Below are 24737 nucleotides of genomic sequence, written 5' to 3'. Positions count from 1 at the left end.
TTGCCACCTGACGCTGCCACCCGACGTTGCCACCTGACGTTGCCACCTGAGGCACGCGCGTTTATTGGCGCGCCGCTGTCCGCGCGCTTCCCGACAGCGACTTCTCCAGCGCCGCGACGCCCGCGGGCAGATCCACGGGCGCACCCAGTTCCATCATCGTGCGGCCCAGCGCGTGCAGCGTCCTGAACAGGTTGTGCTCGCGGCACTGCTCGCCCATCTGGCCGATCCGCACGATGGGCAGGCCGAACGAGCCCGAAATCTCCACCTGATGCTGGCGTGAGATGTACGCGCAGATGTCGCCGGGGCTCAGGCCCTGCGGCACCTCGATGCCCACCACCGAACTCAGCCGGCACGCCGCGGGCGTGTACAGGTTGAGCCCCAACGCGGTCACGCCTTCCTGCAGCGCCACGGAACATTTGTGGTGACGCGCGAAGCGCTTCTCCAGCGTCTCCGCACAGACCAGCCGCAGCGCCTCGTGCAACGCGAGCACACCCGAGACCGGCGCCGTGTAGTGATAGCCCGCGTTGTGCCAGAAGTTTTCCGCGAGCGATGCGTCGAGGCACCAGTGCGTGTTCGGCGTGTCGCGGCCCTTCATGCGCTGCCAGGCGGCCTCGGAGAACGCGATCAGCGAGACGCCCGGGATCGACGACAGGCCCTTCTGGCCGCCCGTGATGACGGCGTCGATACCCCACGCGTCCATCTCGAGCGGCATCGTGCTCAGCGTGCAGACGGCGTCGACGATCACCAGCGCGCCCTGCGCCTTCGCGAGCGCGGCGACGTCTTTGAGATGCCGGTTCCACACCGTGTTCGAAGTCTCGCCCTGCACGATCGTGACGATCTCGGGCCGTTCGCGGCGCAGCGTCGCTTCCACCTGGTCGAGCGACACGATCTCGCGATCTGGCACCTCGAGCGTCGCGACCTGCGCGCCGACACGGCGGCCCATCTCGGCCATCCGTGCGCTGAAGAAACCGTTCTGGATGGCCAGCATGCGCGTGCCGCTCCAGGCGAGGTTGCAGATGGCCATTTCCATCGCGGCGGAGCCGGGGCCCGCCACGCCCAGCACCCACTTGGAGCGCGTCTGGAAAACGTAGCGCGCCATCGTCTTCACCTGGTCCACCACCTTCGCCATCGTGCCGCCCAGATGGTTGATGACGATGGCGTTGGCCTTGGCGACGGCGGCCGGAATCGGCACGGGACCGGCGCCCATCATCAGAAGCGGCTCTTCGGGAAGGATGGCGTCGAGTGATTCGACGTCGGGACACGGTACGGAAGCAGATGACGAAGTAGACATGATGTTGGCGATGAGGGGATAAAGCGCTGCGGGCGAGGCAAACAACCGGAGCAAAAGATGATTCTCCCATTGCCGGGATTGCGCAAGTTTTTCGGCCGTTCGCTGCCCGTTCGCGCAAGAACCGCGTGCGCGCCCTGTCCGGCGTCGCGGCGTGCGCGTTTGCATTCGCGCGACAACGCTGGCACGCTCGCCATCGCTGTCCGAGGCGCTGGCGCGCCTGCCTCGGACAGCTTCATACCGCCGACACCGACCCGCCATCGCGCCTGCCCTGCCCGCCGGCACGGCGCGACGATCTCACCCAGCCGGAGCATCACGATGCGCATGATCCTCTTCAGCAGCCGCCAGTACGACATCGATACCTTCAACGTGGCCAATGCGGCCAACGCCGCCTTCGGCTTCGATCTTCACTTCCAGGAGTCGCACCTCGACGCGGACACTGCCGTGCTCGCGCGCGGCTTCGACGCGGTGTGCCCATTCGTCAACGACACACTCGACGCCGCCGTGCTCGAACGGCTGCACGAAGGCGGCACGCGCTTCATCGCGCTGCGCTCGGCGGGCTTCAATCATGTGGATCTGGCGGCGGCCGCGCGTCTGCAACTGCCCGTGGCGCGCGTGCCCGCGTACTCGCCCTATGCCGTGGCCGAACACGCGGTGGGGCTGATTCTTGCGCTGAACCGCAGGCTGCCGCGCGCCGTGGCGCGCACGCGAGAAGGCGACTTCTCGCTGCATGGCCTACTCGGCTTCGATCTGCACGGCAAGACGGTGGGCGTGATCGGCACGGGCATGATCGGTCGCGTGTTCGGCCGCATCATGGCGGGCTTCGGCATGCGCGTGCTCGCCTATGACCTCGGCACGCCCGCCGCCGACCTGCTCGCGCTCGGCGCGCGATACGTGCCGCTCGACACGCTGCTCGCCGAAGCGGATGTGGTGAGCCTGCACTGTCCGCTGCTGCCCTCCACGCACCATCTGATCGACGAAGCCGCCATCGCGAAAATGAAGCGCGGCGCCATGCTCATTAACACGAGCCGCGGCGGACTGGTGGAAAGCAACGCGCTGATCGGCGCGTTGAAGAGCGGCCAGTTGGGCCACCTGGGGCTCGACGTCTACGAGGAAGAAGGCGGCCTCTTCTTCGAAGACCATTCGAACCGCCCGCTGCAAGACGACGTGCTCGCGCGCCTTCTGATGTTTCCGAACGTGATCGTCACGGCGCACCAGGCGTTCTTCACGCGCGAGGCCATGGACGAAATCGCCCGCACCACGCTCGCCAACCTCGCGGCATGGCGCGACGGCGAGCCGCGCAACCTCGTTCAGCTGCCGGCCTGACCGTACAGCACGAGTTCCGGTGCGGGCTCGGGCAAGCCGCAATACTCGCGCAGCAGCTTTGCCTCGCGCTCGTGCACCTCGACGGGCAGCCACTCGGCGCCGGCATCGGCGAGATAGCGCGCACGGTGCTGGCCGTTGCGAAACGCCACCACGCCCACGTGCTCCACGCCGATCCAGCCGAGAAAGCCCGGCGAGCGGCGCCGCGAGACGGTCACGTAGGGCATCTCGGGAATGCGCTCGTTGTCCGGATCGAGGAATTCGCGGATGCCGCGCTCCTTACCCACGTGCCACTCGTGCACGGGCTTGAGCACATAGTCGGTGTCGTCACGGTCCGCGCACTGCAGCAGCTTGCGCACGTCGACGATCACCACCTCGTGGCGCGAACCGTCCGACGTGAACACGCGCTTCAGACGCACGTAGTCGTAGTGCCGGTGATTGGCCAGAGGAATGGTCCAGAGCGGCTCGGTGAAGCCGCGCGGCACAGCACTCGAATCGGACATGAGCATGACAAGACCAGAACCAGAGATCAGAACTATTCCAACGACGATCGCCCCAGGGGCGATTTCAATTCTCGCCGCACACGCGGCCACGGCCGCCACAGCTTCGCGGCCTCAAAAAAGCGCCTAAGCTACGAGCGGCCGGTGAAACGCGTGTGACATGCGAGGCATGCCTGCGCAAGCTCGCACGCGCCTTCGCGAAGCCCATGCGAGGTGCATGGGAGCCGCATCGCAAGCAAAGATGCACCGTAGAAGCAAGACGCATACCGCAGTCCATACATGGAGAACGGCATGATCTGCGAAACCTTCAGCGAATACGTGCGAATCGAAGCGACCGGTGCAGTGGCCACGATCGTGCTGGACCGTCCCGCGCGCCGCAACGCGGTGGACCGTCCGACCGCCGAGGCGCTCGCCGCCGCGTTTCGCCGCTTCGAGGCAAATGCCGCCTGGCACGTGGCTGTGCTATTCGGCGCAGGCGGCACGTTCTGCGCCGGCGCAGACCTCACGGCGCTCGCCGACGACGCGCGCCGCAACGAGATTCATGCCGACGGCAGCGGCCCCGGCCCGATGGGGCCCACGCGCATGACGCGCTCGAAGCCCGTCATCGCCGCGATTACCGGCTACGCGGTGGCGGGCGGGCTCGAACTGGCGGTCATGTGCGACTTGCGCGTGGTGGAGGCCGACGCAGTGCTCGGCGTGTTCTGCCGGCGTGTGGGCATTCCGCTGATCGATGGCGGAACGATACGGCTGCCGCGGCTCATCGGGCTCTCCCGCGCGCTCGATCTGATCCTGACCGGCCGGCCCATCCATGCCGATGAAGCGCTCGCGTTCGGGCTGGCGAATCGCGTCGTGCCGAAGGGCGAGGCGCTCGCAGCGGCCCAGCAACTCGCGGCGGAACTCGCCGCCCTGCCGCAAGGCGCCTTGCGCGCAGACCGCCACTCGGCGCTGGAAAACAGCCCGCTCGACGACATGGCCGAAGCGCTGCGCCGCGAAGGCGCGGGCGGCTACCAGGCGCTGATCGACGAAGGCGCGGCCGGCGCGGCACGCTTCTCGGCAGGCGCGGGACGGCACGGCAAGGAGTTCGACGACAGAGGCTCGTAATCGGGCTGCGGCTGTCGAGGTCCCTGCCCTGGACAGCGCCACACGAATGCCGGAAGGCGCACGAAAACCCTTTCCGATGAATGGATTAGGTGAAAAACAACAGTCTTCAGCCGCCGTTTCAACGTGCGCTTCAACGTGTTTTCGGCTTAGGTAAAATCCCCTACTGATTTTCACCTGGCCGTCGCCCGCTTCCTTGTCCCGAGAACGCGCGAGCGCCCGCCTCCCCGCAACTCCCACGCACCCCACGCCCACGGCCGCGCCATCATGCCCTTGCCCCTGCTTGCTCTTGCCGTTGCCGCATTCGGCATTGGCACCTCCGAGTTCGTCATCATGGGGCTCCTGCCCGACGTGGCGCGCGACCTCGCCGTCTCCATTCCGGCCGCGGGCATGCTCGTGTCGGCCTATGCGCTCGGCGTGACGATCGGCGCGCCCATCGTCGCCATCGTCGTGGCCAACATGCCGCGCAAGCAGGCGCTCATGCGGCTCATCGGCATCTTCATCGTGGGCAATCTGCTGTGCGCCATCGCGCCCGGGTACGCGGTGCTGATGGGCGCGCGCATCGTCACGGCGTTCTGCCATGGCGCGTTCTTCGGCATCGGGTCCGTGGTCGCGGCGGGGCTCGTCGCGCCGAATCGCCGCGCGCAGGCCATCGCGCTCATGTTCACCGGACTCACACTCGCCAACGTGCTGGGCGTGCCGCTCGGCACCGCGCTGGGTCAACTGGCCGGCTGGCGCGCCACGTTCTGGGCCGTGACGGGCATTGGCGTGGCGGCGGCCATCGCGCTCGCCGTCTGCCTGCCCGCGAAGATCGAAATGCAGAAGGCGAGCCTCGTGCACGAGTTCACAGTGCTGAAGAACCCGCAGGTTCTGATGGTGCTCGGCATCAGCGTGCTGGCGTCGGCGAGTCTCTTCTCCGTGTTCACCTACATCACGCCCATTCTCGAAGACGTGACGGGCTTCACGCCGCACGCCGTGACGCTCGTGCTGCTGCTCTTCGGCCTCGGGCTCACGGTGGGCAGCACGCTGGGCGGCCGGCTTGCGGACTGGCGGCTCATGCCGTCGCTGCTCACCGTGCTCGTATTGATCGCGGCGATCGAAACGGTGTTCGCGGTGACGATGCATTCCGCCGTCGGCGCCATGGCGACCGTGTTCGTGTGGGGCGTGCTCGCGTTCGCCATCGTGCCGCCGCTGCAGATGCTGATCGTCGATCGTGCGAGCCATGCCCCCAATCTCGCCTCCACGCTCAACCAGGGCGCCTTCAACCTGGGCAACGCGACGGGCGCGTGGCTGGGGGGCGCGGCCATCGGCGCCGGCGCGCCGCTCACTTCGCTGCCGTGGGTGGGCGTCTCGATGGCAGTGGGGGCGCTTGCGCTCACGTTCGTTTCGGCGACGCTGGAGCGGCGCGCGCAACGGGTGCCGGTTGCCGGGCCGACTACCTGCGCGTAGGGGAGCACCCGCCGCGGGCCTCGCGCCCGTTCCCGTAGTAGCATGCCGCCCGATGAAGGCGATCCTCACTCGCGATTTCTTCGCGCTCATTCTCAGCGTAGCCGTGGTCGGGCTCGGCTCCGGCGCCACGCTTCCGCTCACCGCGCTCGCGCTCACCGACGCAGGCTACGGCACAGACGTCGTCGGTCTGCTCACCGCGGCCCAGGCCGGCGGCGGTCTGCTCGTGGTACCCGTCACGGCCTGGATCACGCAGCGCTTCGGCGGACGGCAGGTGATCTTTGGCGCCGTGCTCGTGGTGGCCGCGGCCACGGCGCTCATGCAGGCAACGCCTGACCTGTGGGTCTGGGCCGCGCTGCGCGCGCTCTGCGGCGCGGCGCTGATGCTGCTCTTCACGATCGGCGAAGCGTGGGTCAACGAGCTGGCCAACGACGCCACGCGTGCCCGCGTGGTCGCCCTCTACGCCACCACGTTCACGCTGTTCCAGATGGCGGGCCCGGTGCTCGTGAGCCAGATCGCGAATCTGACGGCGTGGCGCTTCGTGCTGTGCGGCGCGATCTTCGTGACCGCGCTGCCCATGCTGGCCACCATCCGCACCACACCGCGGCAAGCGGGCGGGCACGAGCCGCACGGCACCTGGCGTCACGTGCTGCCGCTCATGCCCGCGCTCGTACTCGCCACAGCGTTCTTCGCGCTCTTCGACACCCTCGCGCTTTCGCTGATGCCGCTCTTCGCGATGGCGCACGGCATTCCGGGCGGCGTGGCGGTGCTGTTCGCCTCCGTCACGCTCGCGGGCGACACGATGCTGCAATTTCCGATTGGCTGGCTCGCGGACCGCCTGGGCCGCGAGCGCGTGCATCTCGGCGCGGGGCTCGTGGTGCTGTTGCTTCTGCCGCTGCTGCCCTGGACCGTGGGCGCGTCGTGGCTGCGCTGGCCGCTGCTGTTCGTGCTGGGCGCGGCGGCGGGCGCGGTCTATACGCTCGCCGTGGTCGCATGCGGCGAACGCTTTCGCGGCGGCGCGCTGGTGTCCGCGAGTGCGCTGCTGGGTGCCACGTGGAGCGCGGCGAGCTTTGGCGGCCCGCTGATCGCGGGCGCGCTGATGAAGCGCGTGGGCAACGACGCGCTCATCGGCGTGCTGTTCGCGGGCGCCCTGGCGTTCCTCGTCGCAGCGGTGCTGGAGAAGCGGCGCGGCGGGGCGCAGGTCGCGCAGTGAGGTGAGGCGGCGGTGGGGCCTCGATTGGGTCGAGGCGATGCTGTGGTGAAGCCTCGATTGGCTCGAGGCAATGCCAGCGCGGAGCCGAGCCGCGCAGCCCCACGCATAGATTGCAAGGCGAGGCAAAACCCCGCCCCGCCGCTTACTGGCCCACAGGCACTGCCGGCAAGATCGTCCCCACGCAGGTGCCGAAGCCGACGCGATACCCTTCGCCCTCGCACCAGCCCGCCAGCGTGAGTTCGTCGCCGTCTTCGATGAAGCTGCGCGTGCCGCCTTCCTTCAGCGCGACGGGCCGCTGGCCGTTCCACGTGAGTTCCAGCAGGCTGCCGGACGAATCCTCCGTCGGCCCGCTGATCGTGCCCGATCCCATCAGATCCCCCACGCGCGTGTTGCAACCGGCCACGGTGTGATGCGCGAGTTGCTGCGCCATCGTCCAGTACATGTGGCGGAAGTTCGTGCGGCAGATCGTGGTGGCCTCGCGCGCGCCCTCGGCACGCAGCCGCACTTCGAGCGCGATGTTGAATGCGTGGCGGCCGCTGTGGCGCAGGTAGGCGAGCGGCTCCGGCTCCTGAGCGGGCTGCTGGACGCGAAACGGTTCGAGCGCGTCGAGCGTCACGACCCACGGCGAGATCGTCGTCGCGAAGCCCTTCGAGTTGAACGGACCGAGCGGCACGTATTCCCACTGCTGAATGTCGCGCGCGCTCCAGTCGTTGAGCAGCACCATGCCGAAGATATGGTCCTCGGCAGTCTCGCATGCGATGGGTTCGCCGAGCGCGCTGCCGCAGCCGATGAAGAAGCCCGTTTCGAGTTCGATGTCGAGCTTGCGGCACGCGCCGAATACGGGGCGCTCTTGCTCGGGCAACTTGAGCTGGCCGTTGGGGCGGCGCACCGGCGTGCCGCTCACCACCACCGACGACGCACGCCCGTTGTAGCCGATCGGCATTTCGAGCCAGTTCGGCAGTAGCGCGTTCTTCGGATCCCGAAACATGGCCCCGACGTTGGTGGCGTGCTCCTTCGACGAATAGAAGTCCGTATAGCCCGGAATGTCGACGGGCAGGTGCAGCGTGGCGTCGGCCATGCGCACCAGCACGCGCTCGCGCAAAGCGGCGTTGTCGCGCAGCGCGGCATTGTCGTTATCGCGCGCGAGCAGGTCGCTCAGCTGGATGCGCACGCTGCGCCATACGTCGCGGCCCGCGGCCATGAACGCGTTCAGCGTGGCGGCAGCCAGAACCTCGCGCGCCGCATCGGCCGACAAGCCTGGCAACGTGAGCAAACCTGCGTCGTGGAGCGCGGCCAGATCGACGATGGCGTCGCCAATCGCCACGCCCACGCGGCGCCGGCTATTACGTGCGTCGCACACGTCGCGTACATCGCTGAACACGCCGAACGGCAGGTTCTGGATGGAGAAGTCACACAACGGATGGTTGGCGCTTTCGATCCAGCTCTTTCGCGAAGGATCGAGCGTCGCCTTGAGGGCTTCCGCGGCGGCGGACGGTGTCGCGTAGGTCATCGTTGCTCCGGATTGAAGTGCTTCTTGAGGCCTTGCCAACATTCGAAGTAATGCGCCTGCAACTGCGCGGTCTCCAGCGCGAAACGCGTCGGGCGGATCAGCGTGCGCGTTTCGAACATGAAGGCCATCGTGTCGGCCACCTTGTTGGGCTTCGAGGTATCGATGGCCGAGGCTTTTTCGAACGTCTCGGCGTCCGGCCCGTGGCCCGTCATGCAGTTGTGCAGGCTCGCGCCGCCCGGCACGAAGCCTTCGGCCTTCGCGTCGTAGACGCCGTGCACGAGGCCCATGAACTCGCTCGCCACGTTGCGGTGGAACCAGGGCGGACGGAACGTGTCTTCCGCGGCGAGCCAGCGCGGCGGGAAGATCACGAAGTCGATTGCATCCACGCCGGGCGTGTCGCTCTGCGACTGGAGCACGAGGAAGATCGACGGGTCCGGGTGGTCGTAACTGATCGAGCCGATCGTGTTGAAGCGGCGCAGATCGTATTTGCACGGCGCGTAGTTGCCGTGCCACGCAACGACGTCGAGCGGCGAGTGTCCGATGTCCGCGCGCCACAGGCGGCCGTCCATCTTCGCGACGAGTTCGAAGGCGCCTTCGCGGTCTTCGTAGGCCGCCTGCGGCGTGAGGAAGTCGCGCGGATTCGCGAGCCCGTTCGAGCCGATCGGCCCGAGATCCGGCAGGCGCAGCAACGCGCCGAAGTTCTCGCAGATGTAGCCGCGCGCCTCGCCATCGGGCAGGCTCACCGCGAAACGCACGCCGCGCGGAATTACGGCGATCTCGAAGGGCTCGATGTCGAGCCGGCCCATTTCCGTGGCGATGGCGAGGCGCCCTTGCTGCGGGACGATCAGGAGTTCGCCGTCAGCGTCGTAGAAATAGCGGTCTTTCATCGAGCGGTTCGCGGCGTACAGATGAATCGCGCAGCCGCTCATCGCGTTGGCCGAGCCGTTGCCGGCCATGGTGACCCAGCTGTCCACGAAGTCCGTGGGCGCGGTGGGCATGGGCAGCGGGTCCCAGCGCAGCTGGTTCGGCGAGGTGGGCGGCACCGTGCCGAAGTCGGCGACAAGACGCTCCGACGGCAACGCCGTGAACGGCTGATGCATCGCGGCGGGACGGATGCGATACAGCCACGTGCGGCGGTTGTGCGAGCGCGGCGCGGTGAACGCCGTGCCCGACAGCTGCTCGGCATAGAGCCCGTAAGGCGCGCGCTGCGGCGAGTTGCGGCCCGCAGGCAAGGCGCCGGGCAGCGCTTCGGTGGCAAATTCGTTGGCGAAGCCGGACTGGTAGCCCGGTTCTATCTCGTGTCGAAGCGGTTGAGCTTGGGTCATGGGAACGGTTCTCCCTGGAACAATGAAAATTCAGGCGATATGGATCGGGGTCAGGCCGAGGGTTCAGGCCGGGGGTTCAGGCTGCGGGATCAAGCCGAGGGTTCAAGCGAAAGTCACGCGGCGTCCACGGCGGCACTCGTGCCCGGCCGCGACAGGCTGGCGAGCACGACCACGAGCAGCGCCGAGCACAGCACGGGCACCGCAGCGGCATGGAACAGCGCCGCGTTGGACCAGTTGAGCGCAATCAGCTGCCCACCGACGAGCGGCCCGATCACCGAGCCCACGCGGCCAATGCCGAGACTCCAGCCGATGCCGGTGGAGCGCAGCGTGGTGGGGTAAAAGTGGCCGGCGAGCGCGTTGACGGCAGGCTGTCCGCCCACCACGCAGAAGCCGCCCGCGAACACGGCGACGAGCAGCCAGGGCAGCATGTGGGCCACGCTGCCGATCGCGCCCACGAACACGGCCGCACCCGCGAAGCACGCAAGCAGCACGCGCACGAAACCGAACCGCTCGATGAACCAGCCGAGCAGCAGCGTGCCGATCACACCGCCCGTCTGCAGCACGGTGCCGACGATCACCGCCGTGGAAGGCGTATAGCCCGCTGCGCGCATCACGGTGGGCAGCCAGTTCGAGAGGAAGTACAGATCGATCAGGTTCATGAAGCTGATGCCCCAGAGGATCAGCGTCACGGGCGCGCGGCCGGCGCGAAAGAGTTCGGCCACGGGCGCGCCGGCATCGGCCTTCTCGCGCACGACGAGACGGGTTGCCTCGGACACGGCGAGCGTCGGGTCGAACTTCGCGAGCCAGCGGCGGGCGCGCGCCACATGGCCCTTGAGCACAAGGAATTGCAGCGACTCCGGCAGCACTGCCACCATCGCGATGGCAAGCAGCAACGGCACGACACCGCCCACCCAGAACACCGCGCGCCAGCCGTAGGCGGGAATCAGCGCGGCGCTCACGAAGCCGCCCAGTGCCGCGCCCACAGTGAAGCCGCAGGAGACCAGCATCATCCGCTTCACGCGATGCGCGGGCGTGGAGAACTCGCCGACCAGCGCCATTGCGTTCGGCATGATGCAGCCAAGGCCAAGGCCCGTGACGAAGCGCAGCACCATGAGCTGGGCAATCGTGGTCACGAACGGCGTGGCAAGCATCGCGGCGGCGAAGAACGCCGTGGCGCCGATGAGCACCGGACGCCGTCCGATACGGTCGGCCAGCACGGACAGCCCGAGCGCGCCGAGCAGCATGCCGAAGAGGCTTGCGCTAAAAACCGGGCCCAAGGCGGTCTTCGAAACATGCCATTCCCCAATCACGCTGGGCGCCACGTAGCCCATGGCCTGCGCGTCGAAACCGTCGATCACGAGACACAGGCCGCACAGCACGAGCAACAGGACCTGGAAGCCGGGGCGATGCGCTTCGGCAAGCACGCGCTCCACGTCGAGCGTGGCGGCCGGAGCCTGCGATTGCCGTGGCGCGGGGGAAAAGCCGGGGGTGGGGGTCATCGATGCGTCTCCTCGCTTCGGGGGCTTTTGTGGGGGTCTTTTGTGGAGTCTCTCGGGTGCGCCCATGTGTCGCAGCGGCGCAATTTACGCATAGTAAAACGAATTACGTTTAGTGAAATCAACGTAAACCCTGGCCTGCACCCGGAAGGCCGCGACACCGATATGGATATGACCAATAAGTCCATGTGCCGCGAGCGCAGACTGCTACCATCGACGCATAAAGCGGCCCGTCCCGCGGCCCAACCGAGGGCCCTGCTGCGCGGCCCGAATGCGCCTCACCATGCGCCTTTCAAGCCCACACCCACCACGATGATTGCCCTCACCACCTCAGAACTTGTCGCCCGTGCCGCGGAGCATCCATTCCTCGGCGAGCACCTCGCCATGGGTACCGGCGCGCACGAGGGGCATGCGGTCGCGCACTTCGGCGGCGTGGAGATCGGCAGCGCCTACGAGCCCATCTTCGACATCAGCGTGCATGGGCTCGCGCAGTCGCTCTCGTCCGAACCGGAGAGCGCCGACCGGTTCGGCGACGAACTGGGCTTTCAGGCCATCACGAAACGCACGGACGGCGAGCGACCCGAGCCATTCGAGCCGCTCGACTACGCGACCGACGACCAGCAGCTTGTTGCGCTCGACCGTATGGCGCGCGCGATGCATGCCATCAATTTCTTCGGGGCGCAGCAACACGGACTGCTGTTCCTGCGCGTGCACGAGCGGCTATTGAAGAGCGTGAAGTACGACCACGGGCGACACTTCTCGACGGTGCTCGTCTCGTTCGGACTGAATCCGGCGCGCGTCGTGATCGAGCTGCCGCCCGCGGCGGTGGCGCACAAGACGTTTCTCGGCTATCTCACGAAGAGCTATCAGCTTTACGGGTTCAAGGTGGCGGGCAATCTGCCGAACGCTGGGCAGATTCTGTCGGTGTCGGACATGGCGCGGCTCGACTTCATCAAGATGGACGCAGCCGCGGCGTTGCGCGATTCGATGGTGAAGCCGCTGGTGGGCTACGCGGGAAAGCTGCGCATTCCGCTCATTTTCAGCGGCGTGCGCGATGCGGCGCAGTTCGATCTGCTCCAGCAGTACGACGTCCGCTTCGTGCAGGGGCCGCTCTTCGCGCGGCACAGCAACAAGGCCGTCTGAAAGGGCGAGCCGTTTTCTTCTTCGTGGCGTCTTTCGGGCGCACGTATCACACGTAACGCACGTGCCGCAGGTGTCGGACGTATCAGCCCGTCGCGCCGAGTTTTCGCGCCAGCGCCTTGAGTTTCGGCGCCACGCGTGTGCGAAACACCGCCTCATCCATCGACGACGCCGGTCCGCTGCAACTCAGCACGAGCAGCCGGCCGTCGCGCGGCTCCCGCAAGGGCACCGCGACGGCGTTGACGTCGTCGTGCCAGTCGCGAAACGAATAGCAGCAGCCCTCGCCCGCAAACGCGTCGATCTCGTGCTGCGCGGCCGCGACCTGCGCCGCGCCGCCTTTGCCGGCCGCCTTCTTCAACTCCACGAGCAACGCCGCGCGCACGTCCTCCGGCTGCACGGCGAGATACGCGCGGCCCATGGAGCTCGTGAGCATCGAGAGCCGCGAACCCGGCGCGAGCCCGAGCGTGAGCGCCGTTTCGCTGCGAATCGTGTCGAGATAGATCATGTCGAGGCCATCGCGGCAACCCAGCGAAACCGCCGCGCCCACCTCGCGTGCGAAGGTGCGCATGTGCGGCCGGGCGAGTTCGAGCGTGTCCGTGCCCGAGAGCAGCGCGAAGCCGAGCGAGAGCACGCCGGCATCGAGCGCGTACTTGCCCAGCGCCTCGTCGAAACGCAGATAGCCGAGCACGGTCAGCGTGTAGGCGAGCCGGTTGACGGTGGCCTTGGGCAGCCCCGTGCGTTCGACGAAATCGCGATTGCCGAGCAGCGTCTCGCCCGGACGGAACGCGCGCAGCAGATCGAGCCCGCGGGCAAGCGCGACGACGAACTTGCGCTCGTCGATGGGAGCGGAGGAATCGGGTGCGGTGAGGTCGGACGAGCTGGACATGGCGGCGAGCGATGAGTGGCTGGGTGCGATGAATGCGGCGGATGCAGGAACAGGGGTCTGGCCGGTCAACGCCAGGTAGCTGCATAGGCCGCACAACGCGTGTACACTGAGCGCTGATTTGCAAAACATTGTTCCGCATAGCGGAACATCAGTCAAGCACGATTCCAGCCAGATCGAGGAGAGACGTCATGGCCGATACCGCCCGCTTCCACTGGGACGACCCGCTGCTCATCGACCAGCAGCTCACCGAGGACGAGCGCATGGTGCGCGACGCCGCCCAAGCCTACGCGCAGGACAAGCTCGCGCCGCGCGTGCTCGAAGCCTTCCGCCACGAACGCACCGACGCGGGCATCTTCCGCGAGATGGGCGAGCTGGGCCTGCTCGGCCCGACCATTCCCGAGCAGTACGGCGGCCCCGGCCTCAACTACGTGAGCTACGGGCTGATCGCACGCGAAGTGGAGCGCATCGATTCGGGCTACCGGTCGATGATGTCGGTGCAATCGTCGCTCGTGATGGTGCCGATCTTCGAATTCGGTTCGGACGCTCAAAAGGAGAAGTACCTGCCGAAGCTCGCCACGGGCGAATGGATCGGCTGCTTCGGTTTGACCGAGCCCAACCACGGCTCCGACCCGGGCAGCATGGTCACGCGCGCGAAGAAGGTGGACGGCGGCTTCTCGCTCTCGGGCGCGAAGATGTGGATCACCAATTCGCCGATCGCGGACGTGTTCGTGGTCTGGGCGAAGCTCGAGGAAGACGGCCAGGACACCATCCGCGGCTTCATTCTGGAGAAAGGCTGGAAGGGACTTTCGTCGCCGGCCATTCACGGCAAGGTGGGGCTGCGCGCGTCGATCACGGGCGAAATCGTGATGGACGAAGTGTTCGTGCCGCAGGAGAACATGCTGCCGAACGTGAGCGGCCTGCGCGGCCCGTTCACCTGCCTCAATTCGGCCCGCTATGGCATTGCGTGGGGCGCGCTGGGTGCGGCGGAATCGTGCTGGTACACGGCGCGGCAGTACGTGCTGGACCGCAAGCAGTTCGGTCGTCCGCTCGCCGCCAATCAGCTGGTGCAGAAGAAACTTGCCGACATGCAGACCGAAATCACGCTCGGCCTGCAAGGCGTGCTGCGCCTCGGACGCATGAAGGACGAAGGCACGGCGGCCGTGGAGATCACCTCGATCATGAAGCGCAATTCATGCGGCAAGGCGCTCGACATCGCGCGGCTCGCGCGCGACATGCTGGGCGGCAACGGCATCTCGGACGAATTCGGCGTGGCGCGGCATCTGGTGAACCTCGAAGTCGTGAATACTTATGAGGGCACGCACGACATTCACGCGCTGATTCTCGGCCGCGCACAGACGGGGATTCAGGCATTTTTCTGAGTTGAAGGCCCGTGCGCGAGCGTGTTTGCGGGAGGTTCGCTCGTGTGGTGTGGTGGTGGGCCACCGCGTTGCTGATGCGTCGTTAGTAGCAGCATAGAAAAAAGCCACGCCGGTTCGCCGGCGTGGCTTTTTCGTTGTGACGCGCGGCCTTGTCGCTTACTTGTTCGGCTGCGGCGTCAGGCGCAGGTACGGACGCAGCGCCTTGTAGCCCTTCGGGAATTTCTGCTTGATGACTTCCGGATCCTGCAGCGACGGCACGATCACCACGTCTTCGCCCTGCTTCCAGTTGCCGGGGGTGGCAACCTGATAGTTGTCGGTGAGTTGCAGCGAATCGATGACGCGCAGCACTTCGTCAAAGTTGCGACCCGTGCTGGCCGGATAGGTGATGATGAGCCGCACCTTCTTCTTCGGATCGATCACGAAGAGCGAGCGCACCGTGAGCGTTTCGTTCGCGTTCGGATGAATCATGTCGTACAGCTGCGAGACCTTGCGATCGCCGTCGGCCAGAATCGGAAAGCCGACGCTCGCGGCCTGGGTTTCGTTGATGTCGTTGATCCAGTCCTTGTGCGACTGGACGTTGTCGACGGAGAGCGCGATCGTCTTCACGTTGCGCTTCTCGAATTCGCTGGCGAGCTTCGCGGTCAGGCCGAGTTCCGTCGTGCACACCGGCGTGAAATCGGCGGGATGCGAGAACAGCACGCCCCAGCTATCGCCCAGCCACTCATGAAACTTGATGCGGCCAATGGTCGAATCCTGTTCAAAATCGGGCGCGATGTCGCCAAGACGTAGACTCATGATGCGGCTCCTTGATGGGTTCGTGCCCGTCCAGGAACGCCCTGGGCGGACTGATAAATTTACAGCATACGAGCGCAGACCCGCACCACGAACAAACATCGCGTCACTACTTTATGAGATTTTGTAATTTCGGGCGCGATGAGGGAAACTTTGCGGGACAGATCCACTCCGTCATGGGATCATCAATGGTCAACGGTGGACCGGGCAGCCTGTGGCGGCAGGAACGGATCCTGCGTCGCCCCCGGCACGTGCCGTGCGGCTTGCTCGCCACCGATCGTTTCTTTGACTACGATTCATGCGTAGCGTGACCCGAAGGGAGCTGTCAATGTCAGAAGTCAACAAGGAGAGACTGATGTCGGATATCAAAACCGTTCTCGCGGACGCTGAAGACCTGCTGAAGCAGGCCGCGAGCGCCACCGGCGAGCGAGCCTCCGAACTGCGCGAGACCGCGCTCACCCGTCTGAAACAGGCGAAGGAAAAGGCCGCCGACGTCCAGGTCGTGGTCATCGAGAAAGGCAAGAAGGCAGCCCGCGCCACCGACGACTACGTGCACGAACATCCGTGGTCTTCGATCGGTATCGCCGCCGGCGTCGGCGTGCTGATCGGCCTGCTGATCAACCGCAAGTAACGCACGGCGTGGCCGCCGGAGTTTCGCTCCGGTGTGCCGCCGCGCTCTCGTTCCGGCCGATTGCGCGCCGGTCCGCATCTTCTCGCGCCCAGACGCGCGCAACGCACTCTCGCCATGACGACAGATACTCAATCGCAACGTGCGGGTCACGGTCCGGTGCGCCGCATAGTCGGCTCCATATTTTCCATCCTGCATACGCGGCTCGAGCTCATCAGCATCGAGCTGGCCGAGGAGAAAGATCGCCTGCTCGGCGTGCTGTTCCTCGGCCTCGCCGCAATGATGCTGGCCACGATGGCCTTGATCGCGCTCACGGCACTGGTGGCCATCGCGTTCTGGGACACCTGGCGCTGGCAGGCGCTGGCCGCGATCACGGCGGTGTACGCACTCGCCGCGCTGTTCTGCGCGCTCAAGGCGCGCAACGGACTGCGCAACGCGCCGCTCGTGTTCGAATCCACCCTCGCCGAGTTCGAAAAGGACCGCGAGTTGTTCAGGAAAGACTGAGGGCGGGTGCGTGCGCTCGCCCTGGCCTTCATGTGTTGCGTACTGCATTGCGTCCATGTGTTGCGTTCGCGCGTTGCATCGGCGCTGGCGAGGCCGCCGTCTCGCCAGCCGCCTGAACCGGTAGCCGGGTCCGCTCCTGAATCCGTCGCCTCAACTTTTTTGCCTCCGCCCTCGCCATGAGCCAGAACCGACCGGACACCGCCTTTCGTCCCAAACGTCCTCCGCCGAAGGACCTCTCCGCGCCGCAACTGCGGGCATTGCGCAAAGAACTGTTGCTCGTGCGTGCCGACGTGGAGCGCATGGAACTCGCCGAGGCGACGTTCGAACTGAAACACGCCGTGACGCACTTCCGCTGGCTGCGATTCCTCTTGCCGATGTTCGGGCAAGGCGGCGCAAAAGGCGCGGGCATTGGCCTGCTGCTGAGGGACCATCCGCTTGTCGGCTCACTCCTTTCGCTGCTGCTCGCCAAGCCGCTCCGTGCGGGCATCGCCAAGGGCGCAAAGCCGGCGCTCAAGTGGGGCGCCGTCGCGCTGGGTGCGTGGGAAGCATTCCGCATCTGGCGGCAGATCCAGGCGGAAAAGCGCGAAGCCGAAGACTCGGCCGACGCCGCAGACGGTGATGTGGGCCTTGCGGAATAGCCTGGCGTCGCCCCTGCGTCTGCCTGGGCGACGCTGCTCACGGGCATAGGCTCGCCGCATTCCCTGCCCGCGTTCATCGGCGGCAGAGGATGCGGGCGAAACACCGTTTCGGCCCATACCTGTTCGTATCGTGGGCTCATCTGGCGCTCCAGCAATCATCCGTGCCAGTCGTGCCTGTTCCCGGCCCGCCACGATTCGACCGACGGCCCGTTGCTTCCAGCACGAAGGTGCCGCACGCGTCGCCGTGCATCGGCCCTGCGTCGGCCGGCTCCGCTTCGATCGCGTAGCCTCCGTTGGTGTTGTCGGCGGCCAGCAGGCGAAGCTTGTAGATTGCAGCACCCGATGACGGCGCCTGATCCAGGCCCGCGGGCAATTCCTGAATGCTGGCCGGTGCCGCTGCTTCGACGAACTGTGCAGCGCGATACAGCGCTGCGGCCGCATCAGCCCGATGTGCCCTTGCCACCTGACTTCGGTACGAAGGAATCGCGAATGCAGCGAGCACCCCGGCAATCGCCAGCGCAATGGCAAGTTCGAGCAGCGTGAAGGCACGTACTGCGTTCGGTCTCATCCCGCTCGTCTCCTCCGGTTAAAACGGCCGCGCGGCAATACGCCGCCAGCGCCGCTCCACGTGGCCATCCTCGATCACGAGTTGCAGTTGAAGCCACGCCTGGGTCTCGCGCGTTGCGCCATATCCCCTCGCCGTGACGGCGAATGCCTCGGCCTGCGGACGCGAGGGAATGGACCAAGCTTCAACCGCACACTGCGGCGGTGTGACCGACCCCGGCCACTGCGGGACAGGTGCGAACGCATTGGACTCGAACCACATCTCGCTCTTCCAGTTTTGCGGGTCGCTTTGCGCAAGGCTCGCTCCGAGCGTTGCGTCGCCATTCGCGCGACGACTTGAAACGAGTCTTCGCGCGCAAACCGTGAGCGCTGCGTCCGCAGCGTGAAACGCCTGGAGATGATCCGCAACCGCGCTCGCCTGTCGCGAAGACATCAATGACATCTCGAGCCATGCCGCGGATGAAACCAGCATGGTCGATATCACCACCAACACGACGGGCAATGCTGCGCCGCGCTTTGCCCCGTCGGCGCGGCAGACCCGCGTTGCCGTATGGGCGGAAAGCGGCGGCTTCGCAGACTGCGTTTGCCGCTGCAGGCATGGCATGTGGGAGCGGTTCGTCATGGCGATTTCGCCTGATTGTTGCGAACCGTCACGTAACGCGAAAAGGTGGTTCGCGCCCGCCCGTCCGAGAGCTCAACCGGAACGCCATCGCAGTCCACATAGCGCACGCGGCGTCTGGTCGAGCTGCCACGCACCTGTGCGCACACATCCACGCCGACCACGCGGCTCCACTGATCGCGCGCCACGGCGGAAGCCTCGACCGCCTCCTGCACACCGGCAAGCCAGTAGCGAACGCGTAGTCGTTCCACACCCTCGACGAGAGGCTGAGCAACGCCTGGTCTTCCGGTCCCTTCGCAATAGAGTTCCGGCTCGCTGGTCGAACCGCTTGTCTTCGCGTAGTAGCGGTTGACGATCGTGGCGGAACCCGCGTTGAGCCCGGCTTCGGAGTCCGCCACGGACTGGCCCAGACAGTCGGTCGGCTGCCCAGTCGCCGAAGGCCACGTCGATACCCCGTCGCCGATGTAGCGCACAGCGAGACCGTCCGAGCTCGTACTCCCCGGTAGCGCCTCGCAGGCGAGCGCGTCGTCGGGGCCGACGGGGCGCGCACCGGCACAGCCGAATAGCGGCATGGCCACCTGGCCCGTAGGCGTGGGGGCAGGCGCGAAGCCCGCCATCTGGATCTGATCGCCAATCAGCACGAGTGCCGCCACGCCGGCTTCGCGCATTCGCTCCTGATCTGCGGTTGCGGTGAACGCCGCTCGTTGCGACCGGTACAGCGCAACGGCGCCCATCGTGATGGCGAGACCGAGCGCGATCGCGATCGTTAGCTCGAGCAACGTGTGGCCCTTCGGACGACCCTTTGTGTGGACCTTGGCCGAGCCTCGTGCGTGGTCGCCAATACGGTGCATGGGCGGCCTCATTGCGCAAACGCGATGGCCACGCACGCCATGCCCGGCGGCGCTGGCGCGTCGCCGCACTCAGTGGCCGGATCGATGATCTGGCCAGCGGCTGACGCGTTTCGGATAGCGGGCCACACAACCATTGCAACAGACGCGTTGCCGCTCGGCAGAACAGATACCGCCGCTCCGGGCACGGTGTCTGCGCCGCGACGCTTCCATTGCTCAACGGCCGCCCTATTGATGGCATCCGATGCGTCGGACGAATGCATGGATTCCGCCACCGCATCGGCGATCAGGGCCGCACGCTCGTGTAGTTCCGAGCCATGCCCATGCCGCGCAATCCATAGCTGCGTCGCCATGAGCCCGAGTGCCGAGACAGCGGTGAGCGCGACGGCAAGCATGACTTCGATCAGCGACGTCCCGCGGTTGAGTGCTCTTCGGGCCGAATTCACGACGATGCTCCGCACGCGCCCTCGGTCATCCGCGCGCGGCCGCCTGCCGCTATGCGAATGCAGCGCCGCCAACGGTTGCCGCTCGTTGCAGCTGTTGTGGGTCGAGGAGAAAGTTCGAAGTTGCGCAAGCTGCCGATCGCCTGCCCTGCCGGTGGCGTAAATGCAATCGCAGTCAGTGCGCCACTCACACTCACGGACGGCAAGCCAACCTGAATGCGAAGCGCCGACACGGCTCCACCCTGCGTCACCGTCACGGCCCAACCGCACGACCAGTCGGCGGCGCCTGAGGGACAAGCCGCCCCTGCGGCAAGACAGTTGCCGCCGGCGTCCGCGCGGCAAACCGTGACGCGTGCGCCTCGCCGGACCGCTTCGCTGCGTGCGTAAGCAAACGTGCCAAGCAAGACCCGCGCACGCGCGTCTACCTGATCGCGCGCCCGCCAGGCGACGATGCCGGGGGTCGCCGCAACGGCAAGCACGGCAAGCAACGCCACGACGACGAGCGTTTCAGTCAGCGTGAAGGCACGAGCCTGAAGAAAGTGAGTGGCGTACCGATTCATCCGCAGTCCCCACAAAAAAGGATGCAGTGAATCTAGCGGCAGGCGGGCACACGCCACAATCGGCCGAACGGCCAGGTGGCAAGCAGGCGACCGACGCACAACAATATGTGCTCATGCCGGTAGCGTCGGCCGGCGCCAGAGAAAAGAGAGAGGAACTGCGAATGAGGAAAGAAGAACCGTCAGCGCTTGCGACCAGGCTTGTCCGGCGCAGCCGGCCCAGCCATCCGGCGAAACTCCTCGATCACGTCCTCGAATTCGGACACGTCTTCGAAGCGCCGATACACCGAAGCGAAGCGCACGAACGCGACCTTGTCGAGTTCGCGCAGCTCGTTCATGACCAGTTCGCCAAGCCGTTCGCTGCGCACTTCGCGTTCGCCACTGCCGAGCAGTTGATATTCGATACGGGCCACGGCGGCGTCGATAGCGTCCGCGGAGACGGGACGCTTGCGCAACGCCAGCTTCATGCTGGCAACAATCTTGCGCCGGTCGAATTCAGTGCGGCTGCCGTCCTTCTTGACCACCGCCGGCATCGCCAGCTCGACCCGCTCGTACGTCGTAAAACGTTTGTCGCAGGCCGAGCAGCGACGGCGCCGGCGAATGGCAGCGCCATCTTCGGACACGCGGGAATCGATGACCTGCGTGTCTTCATGACGGCAGAAGGGGCAGCGCATGACCGATCAGCGGTAGACGGGGAAGCGCTTCGTCAACTCCGCCACCTGGGCGCGCACGCGCTCGATCGTGGCCGCGTCTTCCGGATTGTCGAGCACGTCGGCAATCAGGTTGCCTACCTGCTCGGCTTCCTTCGCGCCAAAGCCGCGCGTCGTCATGGCGGGCGAACCGAGGCGGATGCCGCTCGTCACGAACGGCTTTTCCGGATCGTTCGGAATCGCGTTCTTGTTGACGGTGATGTGTGCCGCGCCGAGCACGGCCTCCGCCGCCTTGCCCGTGATGTGCTTGGGACGCAGGTCCACCAGCATCACGTGGCTTTCGGTGCGGCCCGACACGATGCGCAGACCGCGCTTCACGAGCGTTTCGGCCAGCACGCGCGCGTTTTCCACCACCTGCTGCTGATACGCCTTGAACGAGGGCGACAGCGCTTCCTTGAACGCCACGGCCTTCGCCGCAATCACGTGCATCAGCGGACCGCCCTGGATGCCGGGGAAAATCGCCGAGTTGATCGCCTTCTCGTATTCCGCCTTCATCAGGATCACGCCGCCGCGCGGGCCGCGCAGGCTCTTGTGCGTGGTCGTGGTCACGAAGTCGGCGTGCGGCACCGGGTTCGGATAGACGCCCGCGGCAACGAGGCCGGCATAGTGCGCCATGTCCACCATGAGCCATGCGCCCACGCTCTTTGCGATCTTCGCAAGACGTTCGAAGTCGATACGCAGCGCGAACGCCGATGCGCCGGCCACGATCAGCTTCGGCTTGTGTTCGTTCGCGAGTTTTTCGGCGGCGTCGTAGTCGATGTCTTCCGCTTCGTTCAGACCATAGCTCACGACGTTGAACCACTTGCCCGACATGTTGACGGGCGAGCCGTGCGTGAGGTGTCCACCGTGTGCGAGGCTCATGCCCATGATCGTGTCGCCCGGCTTCAGCATGGCGAAGAACACACCCTGATTGGCCTGGGAACCCGAATTCGGCTGCACGTTCGCGGCTTCGGCGCCGAAGAGCTGCTTCACGCGGTCGATCGCGAGCTGCTCCACGATGTCCACGTACTCGCAGCCGCCGTAGTAACGCTTGCCGGGATAACCTTCCGCGTACTTGTTCGTCAGTTGCGAACCTTGAGCGGCCATCACCGCCGGGCTCGTGTAGTTTTCCGACGCGATCAGTTCGATGTGGTCTTCCTGACGGCGGTTTTCCTGTTCGATCGCCGCCCAGACTTCGGGATCGACGTTGGCGATGGTGCTTTCGGCTCTGTCAAACATACGGGTTCCGTTAAGTGTGTTCAGGTTGACCGGATTTCGCGCGAAACGCGTAGCGGGTACGCGGCGCTGCTGGCGGAGGAGCCAGCCTTGACGTGGCGGATGAAGAGGTGCCACACACGAGGCAGGACAGCCACCGGCAGCGCATACATCGGCGCGCGGATCACGGCTGCCCAGGCGAACGGCAAAACGGCTCCCTGCGCTTCACGGTGGGTCGTTCCACCTTGAACCCTGAAGGGTTCTATCGCCAGTCACGCAGGGTCGAGCGCGTTAGTTTATTGGAAGCGCCGGCAATAGGCAACCGAGGGTGTCAGCGCGCCTTTCACAGGCCGTGAGCGCCGCCGCACCACGCCCGGCGTGGCCTTTATTGCCGCAGCGCGGCATTGGAAGTAGGCTTTGGCCTTCGTTAATTCGTCCTATATCGACGAGGAGCAGCCATGATCGTGTTCGTTACCGGAGCGTCCGCAGGATTCGGCGCCGCCATCGCCCGCGCCTTTGTGAAGGGTGGTCACCGCGTGGTAGCCGCCGCGCGCCGCAAAGACCGCCTCGACGCGCTGTGCGCCGAGTTGGGCGACAAGGTTCTGCCGTTCGAGCTCGACGTGCGCGACAGCGCAGCGGTCGCAGCCGCTCCGGCTGCCCTGCCCGCTGAATTCGCCGCGGTCGACGTACTCGTCAACAACGCCGGCCTCGCGCTGGGGCTCGAGCCGGCGCAGCGCGCCCTGCTCGACGACTGGCAAACCATGATCGATACCAACTGCACCGGCCTCGTGCACGTGACGCGCGCCTTCTTGCCCGGCATGGTCGAGCGCAACCGCGGCCACGTGTTCAATCTCGGCTCCGTGGCGGGGACCTGGCCGTATCCCGGCGGCAACGTGTACGGGGCCACAAAAGCCTTCGTGCGCCAGTTCAGCCTGAATCTGCGCGCAGATCTTGCGGGTACGGCGGTACGCGTCACCGACATCGAACCGGGCCTGTGCGGCGGCACGGAGTTCTCCAACGTGCGCTTTCGCGGCGACGACGAGAAGGCCGCGACCGTCTACAAGGACGTGCAGCCGCTCACGCCGGAAGACATCGCGGATTCGATCTACTGGATCGCAACGCGTCCGGCCCACGTGAACATCAACACGATCGAGTTGATGCCGGTCGCTCAATCGTTCGCCGGGCTCACGATCCACCGCGGATAAGGCACGAAGGCGCAGCGTGGAGGCATGTCACTGTGCTGGCCGCTCCGGCAGACGCAAAAGCGGCATTCCGGGCGGTTTGCAGCGAAAAAGCAACATGCCTCTTCGTTCCGGTAGAATGCGCGGCATGAATATGTCGACCAGCCAGTCCGGTACAGGGACCGGTTTTATGTGGCCGATCCGCGTGTACTACGAAGACACGGACGCGGGCGGCATCGTGTTCTACGCGAATTACCTGAAGTTTTTCGAGCGAGCCCGCACCGAGTGGCTGCGCGCATGCGGCGTGGACCAGCACAGGCTCGCCGAAGAAGCCGGCGCGCTTTTCATCGTACGCAGCACTGCCGTCGACTACCGGGCGCCGGCCCGGCTGGACGACGTCATCACGACCTTGAGCCGTATCGAGCGAATCGGCCGCGCCTCGGTCGACTTCGCACAGGAAGCGTGGCGCGACGGCGCGCTGCTCGCCACGGGCAACATCCGTGTGGGTTGCGTGGACGGCGCGACCCTTCGCCCGGCCGCTATTCCCCCGCGTGTACTCGACGCGCTGCGGCGCGGACCAGCAAAAAGCATAGCCGGCTCGTCAACGGCTAGCGCCTGAGCACCGTTGTTACGACGCCAGTGAACTCACATCGGCCAAACCATGCGGAAGCCATGCTGCACAAGGCTTTCAGCGACGCTTCCGGTTAGCCGACAAAACGCTTTGGGACGCCTTGCACCCGGACGCCCCTCTGGGGAACGCCAAAACGAACCTCTATGAACACTACACAAGATCTCTCGATCATTTCTCTCGTTCTCAATGCGAGCCTGCTGGCACAAGCAGTGATGGGGCTGCTCCTGTTGCTGTCGCTGATGTCGTGGACGTTCATCTTCCGCAAGTGGTTCGCGATTCGCCGCGCCCGCGCGCAGACCGAACGCTTCGAACGTGATTTCTGGTCGGGCGGCGACCTGCAGGCGCTCTATCAAAGCGCCGCGAACAACCGCCACACCATCGGGGCGCTCGAACGCATTTTCGAGTCCGGCATGCGCGAGTTTCTGAAAGGCAAGGAGAAGCGGCTCAACGATCCGGGTGCAATTCTCGACGGCGCTCGCCGCGCGATGCGCGCAGCATTCCAGCGCGAAATGGACGCGCTCGAAGCCAATCTCGCGTTCCTCGCTTCGGTGGGTTCGGTAAGCCCGTACATCGGTCTCTTCGGCACGGTGTGGGGGATCATGAACGCGTTCCGCGGTCTCGCCAACGTGCAGCAGGCCACGCTCGCGAACGTCGCGCCGGGCATTGCGGAGGCCCTCACGGCAACCGCCATCGGCCTCTTCGCGGCCATTCCGGCTGTGGTGGCCTACAACCGCTACGCGCACGACATCGACCGGCTGGCAATCCGTTTCGAGACCTTCATCGAAGAGTTCTCGAACATTTTGCAGCGCCAGGCGCACTAAGCA

26 protein-coding genes and 1 riboswitch are annotated in these 24737 nt (G+C 66.0%); of the genes, 12 read left to right on the top strand and 14 right to left on the bottom strand.

Going from position 1 to position 24737, the window contains the following annotated elements; translation table 11 throughout:
• Positions 1 to 61: 61 nt before the first annotated feature.
• Entirely contained in the window at positions 62 to 1291 is a 1230-nt protein-coding gene (locus P2869_RS02725) for an alanine--glyoxylate aminotransferase family protein (RefSeq protein ID WP_277597399.1), read from the bottom strand.
• Positions 1292 to 1606: 315 nt separating this feature from the next.
• Between P2869_RS02725 and P2869_RS02720 the strand changes: the two genes are divergently transcribed.
• Positions 1607 to 2614 carry a 2-hydroxyacid dehydrogenase gene (locus P2869_RS02720; protein ID WP_277597398.1) on the top strand — a complete coding sequence of 336 codons (1008 nt, stop codon included), beginning with the start codon at positions 1607 to 1609 and terminating at the stop codon, positions 2612 to 2614.
• Here the strand turns inward: P2869_RS02720 and P2869_RS02715 are convergent.
• Positions 2599 to 3120, bottom strand: coding sequence for a hypothetical protein (locus P2869_RS02715; RefSeq protein ID WP_277597397.1), 522 nt, complete (start codon positions 3118 to 3120; stop codon positions 2599 to 2601). The two genes, P2869_RS02720 and P2869_RS02715, sit on opposite strands and share 16 nt — an antisense overlap.
• A gap of 282 nt (positions 3121 to 3402) precedes the next feature.
• Here P2869_RS02715 and P2869_RS02710 point away from each other — a divergent pair, with 282 nt between their 5' ends.
• From P2869_RS02710 to P2869_RS02700, 3 genes are all read left to right on the top strand, one after another.
• A complete protein-coding gene (locus tag P2869_RS02710) occupies positions 3403 to 4212 on the top strand; it encodes a crotonase/enoyl-CoA hydratase family protein (RefSeq protein WP_277597396.1) in 810 nt (269 codons plus the stop codon).
• 264 nt (positions 4213 to 4476) lie between these two features.
• Positions 4477 to 5658: an MFS transporter gene (locus P2869_RS02705; RefSeq protein ID WP_277597395.1), complete on the top strand. Its 1182-nt coding sequence runs from the start codon at positions 4477 to 4479 to the stop codon at positions 5656 to 5658.
• 52 nt (positions 5659 to 5710) lie between these two features.
• Positions 5711 to 6868 carry an MFS transporter gene (locus P2869_RS02700; protein ID WP_277597394.1) on the top strand — a complete coding sequence of 386 codons (1158 nt, stop codon included), beginning with the start codon at positions 5711 to 5713 and terminating at the stop codon, positions 6866 to 6868.
• A 142-nt stretch (positions 6869 to 7010) separates the two neighbouring features.
• On the opposite strand, the gene fahA is transcribed toward P2869_RS02700, so the two are convergent.
• From fahA to P2869_RS02685, 3 genes are all read right to left on the bottom strand, one after another.
• Positions 7011 to 8378: a fumarylacetoacetase gene (gene fahA / locus P2869_RS02695; RefSeq protein WP_277597393.1), complete on the bottom strand. Its 1368-nt coding sequence runs from the start codon at positions 8376 to 8378 to the stop codon at positions 7011 to 7013.
• The gene (gene hmgA / locus P2869_RS02690) at positions 8375 to 9703 is read right to left on the bottom strand and encodes a homogentisate 1,2-dioxygenase (RefSeq protein ID WP_277597392.1); all 1329 of its coding nucleotides are present in this window, start codon (positions 9701 to 9703) and stop codon (positions 8375 to 8377) included. Before hmgA ends, fahA begins: the two co-directional genes overlap by 4 nt.
• Positions 9704 to 9816: 113 nt before the next feature.
• Positions 9817 to 11202 (bottom strand): MFS transporter, encoded by a 1386-nt coding sequence (locus P2869_RS02685; RefSeq protein ID WP_017772914.1) that lies wholly within the window; start codon positions 11200 to 11202, stop codon positions 9817 to 9819.
• 309 nt (positions 11203 to 11511) lie between these two features.
• On the opposite strand from P2869_RS02685, the gene P2869_RS02680 reads away from it, so the two are divergent.
• The gene (locus P2869_RS02680; RefSeq protein ID WP_017772913.1) at positions 11512 to 12342 is read left to right on the top strand and encodes an EAL domain-containing protein; all 831 of its coding nucleotides are present in this window, start codon (positions 11512 to 11514) and stop codon (positions 12340 to 12342) included.
• A gap of 82 nt (positions 12343 to 12424) precedes the next feature.
• Here P2869_RS02680 and P2869_RS02675 read toward each other — a convergent pair whose 3' ends face one another.
• Positions 12425 to 13225, bottom strand: a complete 801-nt coding sequence (locus P2869_RS02675) for an IclR family transcriptional regulator (protein ID WP_277597391.1) — start codon at positions 13223 to 13225, stop codon at positions 12425 to 12427.
• Between the two features lie 188 nt (positions 13226 to 13413).
• Between P2869_RS02675 and P2869_RS02670 the strand changes: the two genes are divergently transcribed.
• A complete protein-coding gene (locus P2869_RS02670) occupies positions 13414 to 14604 on the top strand; it encodes an acyl-CoA dehydrogenase (RefSeq protein WP_126876828.1) in 1191 nt (396 codons plus the stop codon).
• Positions 14605 to 14760: 156 nt separating this feature from the next.
• On the opposite strand, the gene P2869_RS02665 is transcribed toward P2869_RS02670, so the two are convergent.
• Positions 14761 to 15399 (bottom strand): peroxiredoxin, encoded by a 639-nt coding sequence (locus P2869_RS02665; protein WP_017772910.1) that lies wholly within the window; start codon positions 15397 to 15399, stop codon positions 14761 to 14763.
• Between the two features lie 325 nt (positions 15400 to 15724).
• On the opposite strand from P2869_RS02665, the gene P2869_RS02660 reads away from it, so the two are divergent.
• The 3 genes from P2869_RS02660 to P2869_RS02650 all read left to right on the top strand — a co-directional run bounded on the left by P2869_RS02660 (position 15725) and on the right by P2869_RS02650 (position 17166).
• Positions 15725 to 16027 (top strand): DUF883 family protein, encoded by a 303-nt coding sequence (locus tag P2869_RS02660; protein WP_026121058.1) that lies wholly within the window; start codon positions 15725 to 15727, stop codon positions 16025 to 16027.
• Positions 16028 to 16141: 114 nt separating this feature from the next.
• Positions 16142 to 16528 (top strand): phage holin family protein, encoded by a 387-nt coding sequence (locus P2869_RS02655; protein WP_042299634.1) that lies wholly within the window; start codon positions 16142 to 16144, stop codon positions 16526 to 16528.
• 176 nt (positions 16529 to 16704) lie between these two features.
• On the top strand, positions 16705 to 17166 hold the full coding sequence (locus P2869_RS02650; RefSeq protein ID WP_126876826.1) for a DUF3318 domain-containing protein: 462 nt from the start codon (positions 16705 to 16707) through the stop codon (positions 17164 to 17166).
• Between the two features lie 136 nt (positions 17167 to 17302).
• On the opposite strand, the gene P2869_RS02645 is transcribed toward P2869_RS02650, so the two are convergent.
• The 7 genes from P2869_RS02645 to glyA form a co-directional block, all read right to left on the bottom strand.
• Positions 17303 to 17734, bottom strand: coding sequence for a type IV pilin protein (locus P2869_RS02645; protein ID WP_277597390.1), 432 nt, complete (start codon positions 17732 to 17734; stop codon positions 17303 to 17305).
• Positions 17735 to 17752: 18 nt separating this feature from the next.
• Entirely contained in the window at positions 17753 to 18352 is a 600-nt protein-coding gene (locus tag P2869_RS02640; protein WP_277597389.1) for a hypothetical protein, read from the bottom strand.
• Positions 18349 to 19200, bottom strand: a complete 852-nt coding sequence (locus P2869_RS02635) for a PilW family protein (RefSeq protein WP_277597388.1) — start codon at positions 19198 to 19200, stop codon at positions 18349 to 18351. The genes P2869_RS02640 and P2869_RS02635 overlap by 4 nt, the downstream gene beginning before the upstream one ends.
• Before the next feature lie 8 nt (positions 19201 to 19208).
• Positions 19209 to 19643, bottom strand: coding sequence for a hypothetical protein (locus P2869_RS02630; protein WP_277597387.1), 435 nt, complete (start codon positions 19641 to 19643; stop codon positions 19209 to 19211).
• Complete coding sequence (locus P2869_RS02625) at positions 19640 to 20200, bottom strand: GspH/FimT family pseudopilin (RefSeq protein WP_277597386.1); 561 nt, start codon at positions 20198 to 20200, stop codon at positions 19640 to 19642. The genes P2869_RS02630 and P2869_RS02625 overlap by 4 nt, the downstream gene beginning before the upstream one ends.
• 179 nt (positions 20201 to 20379) lie before the next feature.
• A complete protein-coding gene (gene nrdR, locus P2869_RS02620) occupies positions 20380 to 20871 on the bottom strand; it encodes a transcriptional regulator NrdR (protein ID WP_017772901.1) in 492 nt (163 codons plus the stop codon).
• A gap of 6 nt (positions 20872 to 20877) precedes the next feature.
• Positions 20878 to 22125, bottom strand: coding sequence for a serine hydroxymethyltransferase (glyA, locus tag P2869_RS02615; RefSeq protein WP_017772900.1), 1248 nt, complete (start codon positions 22123 to 22125; stop codon positions 20878 to 20880).
• A 161-nt stretch (positions 22126 to 22286) separates the two neighbouring features.
• A riboswitch (ZMP/ZTP riboswitch) is annotated at positions 22287 to 22387 on the bottom strand.
• 172 nt (positions 22388 to 22559) lie between these two features.
• On the opposite strand from glyA, the gene ydfG reads away from it, so the two are divergent.
• From ydfG to tolQ, 3 genes are all read left to right on the top strand, one after another.
• On the top strand, positions 22560 to 23306 hold the full coding sequence (gene ydfG, locus P2869_RS02610) for a bifunctional NADP-dependent 3-hydroxy acid dehydrogenase/3-hydroxypropionate dehydrogenase YdfG (protein ID WP_126876821.1): 747 nt from the start codon (positions 22560 to 22562) through the stop codon (positions 23304 to 23306).
• A gap of 115 nt (positions 23307 to 23421) precedes the next feature.
• Positions 23422 to 23901 carry a tol-pal system-associated acyl-CoA thioesterase gene (ybgC, locus tag P2869_RS02605; protein ID WP_026121054.1) on the top strand — a complete coding sequence of 160 codons (480 nt, stop codon included), beginning with the start codon at positions 23422 to 23424 and terminating at the stop codon, positions 23899 to 23901.
• A gap of 155 nt (positions 23902 to 24056) precedes the next feature.
• The gene (tolQ, locus tag P2869_RS02600; protein WP_017772897.1) at positions 24057 to 24734 is read left to right on the top strand and encodes a protein TolQ; all 678 of its coding nucleotides are present in this window, start codon (positions 24057 to 24059) and stop codon (positions 24732 to 24734) included.
• The last annotated feature ends 3 nt before the right edge of the window (positions 24735 to 24737 follow it).

Origin of the sequence: Paraburkholderia sp. SUR17 (genome assembly GCF_029536165.1) — a bacterium.
GTDB classification, from domain to species: Bacteria; Pseudomonadota; Gammaproteobacteria; order Burkholderiales; family Burkholderiaceae; genus Paraburkholderia; species Paraburkholderia kururiensis.
Note: the sequence above shows the minus strand (reverse complement) of the source record. Positions and strands in the feature narration are given on the sequence as shown.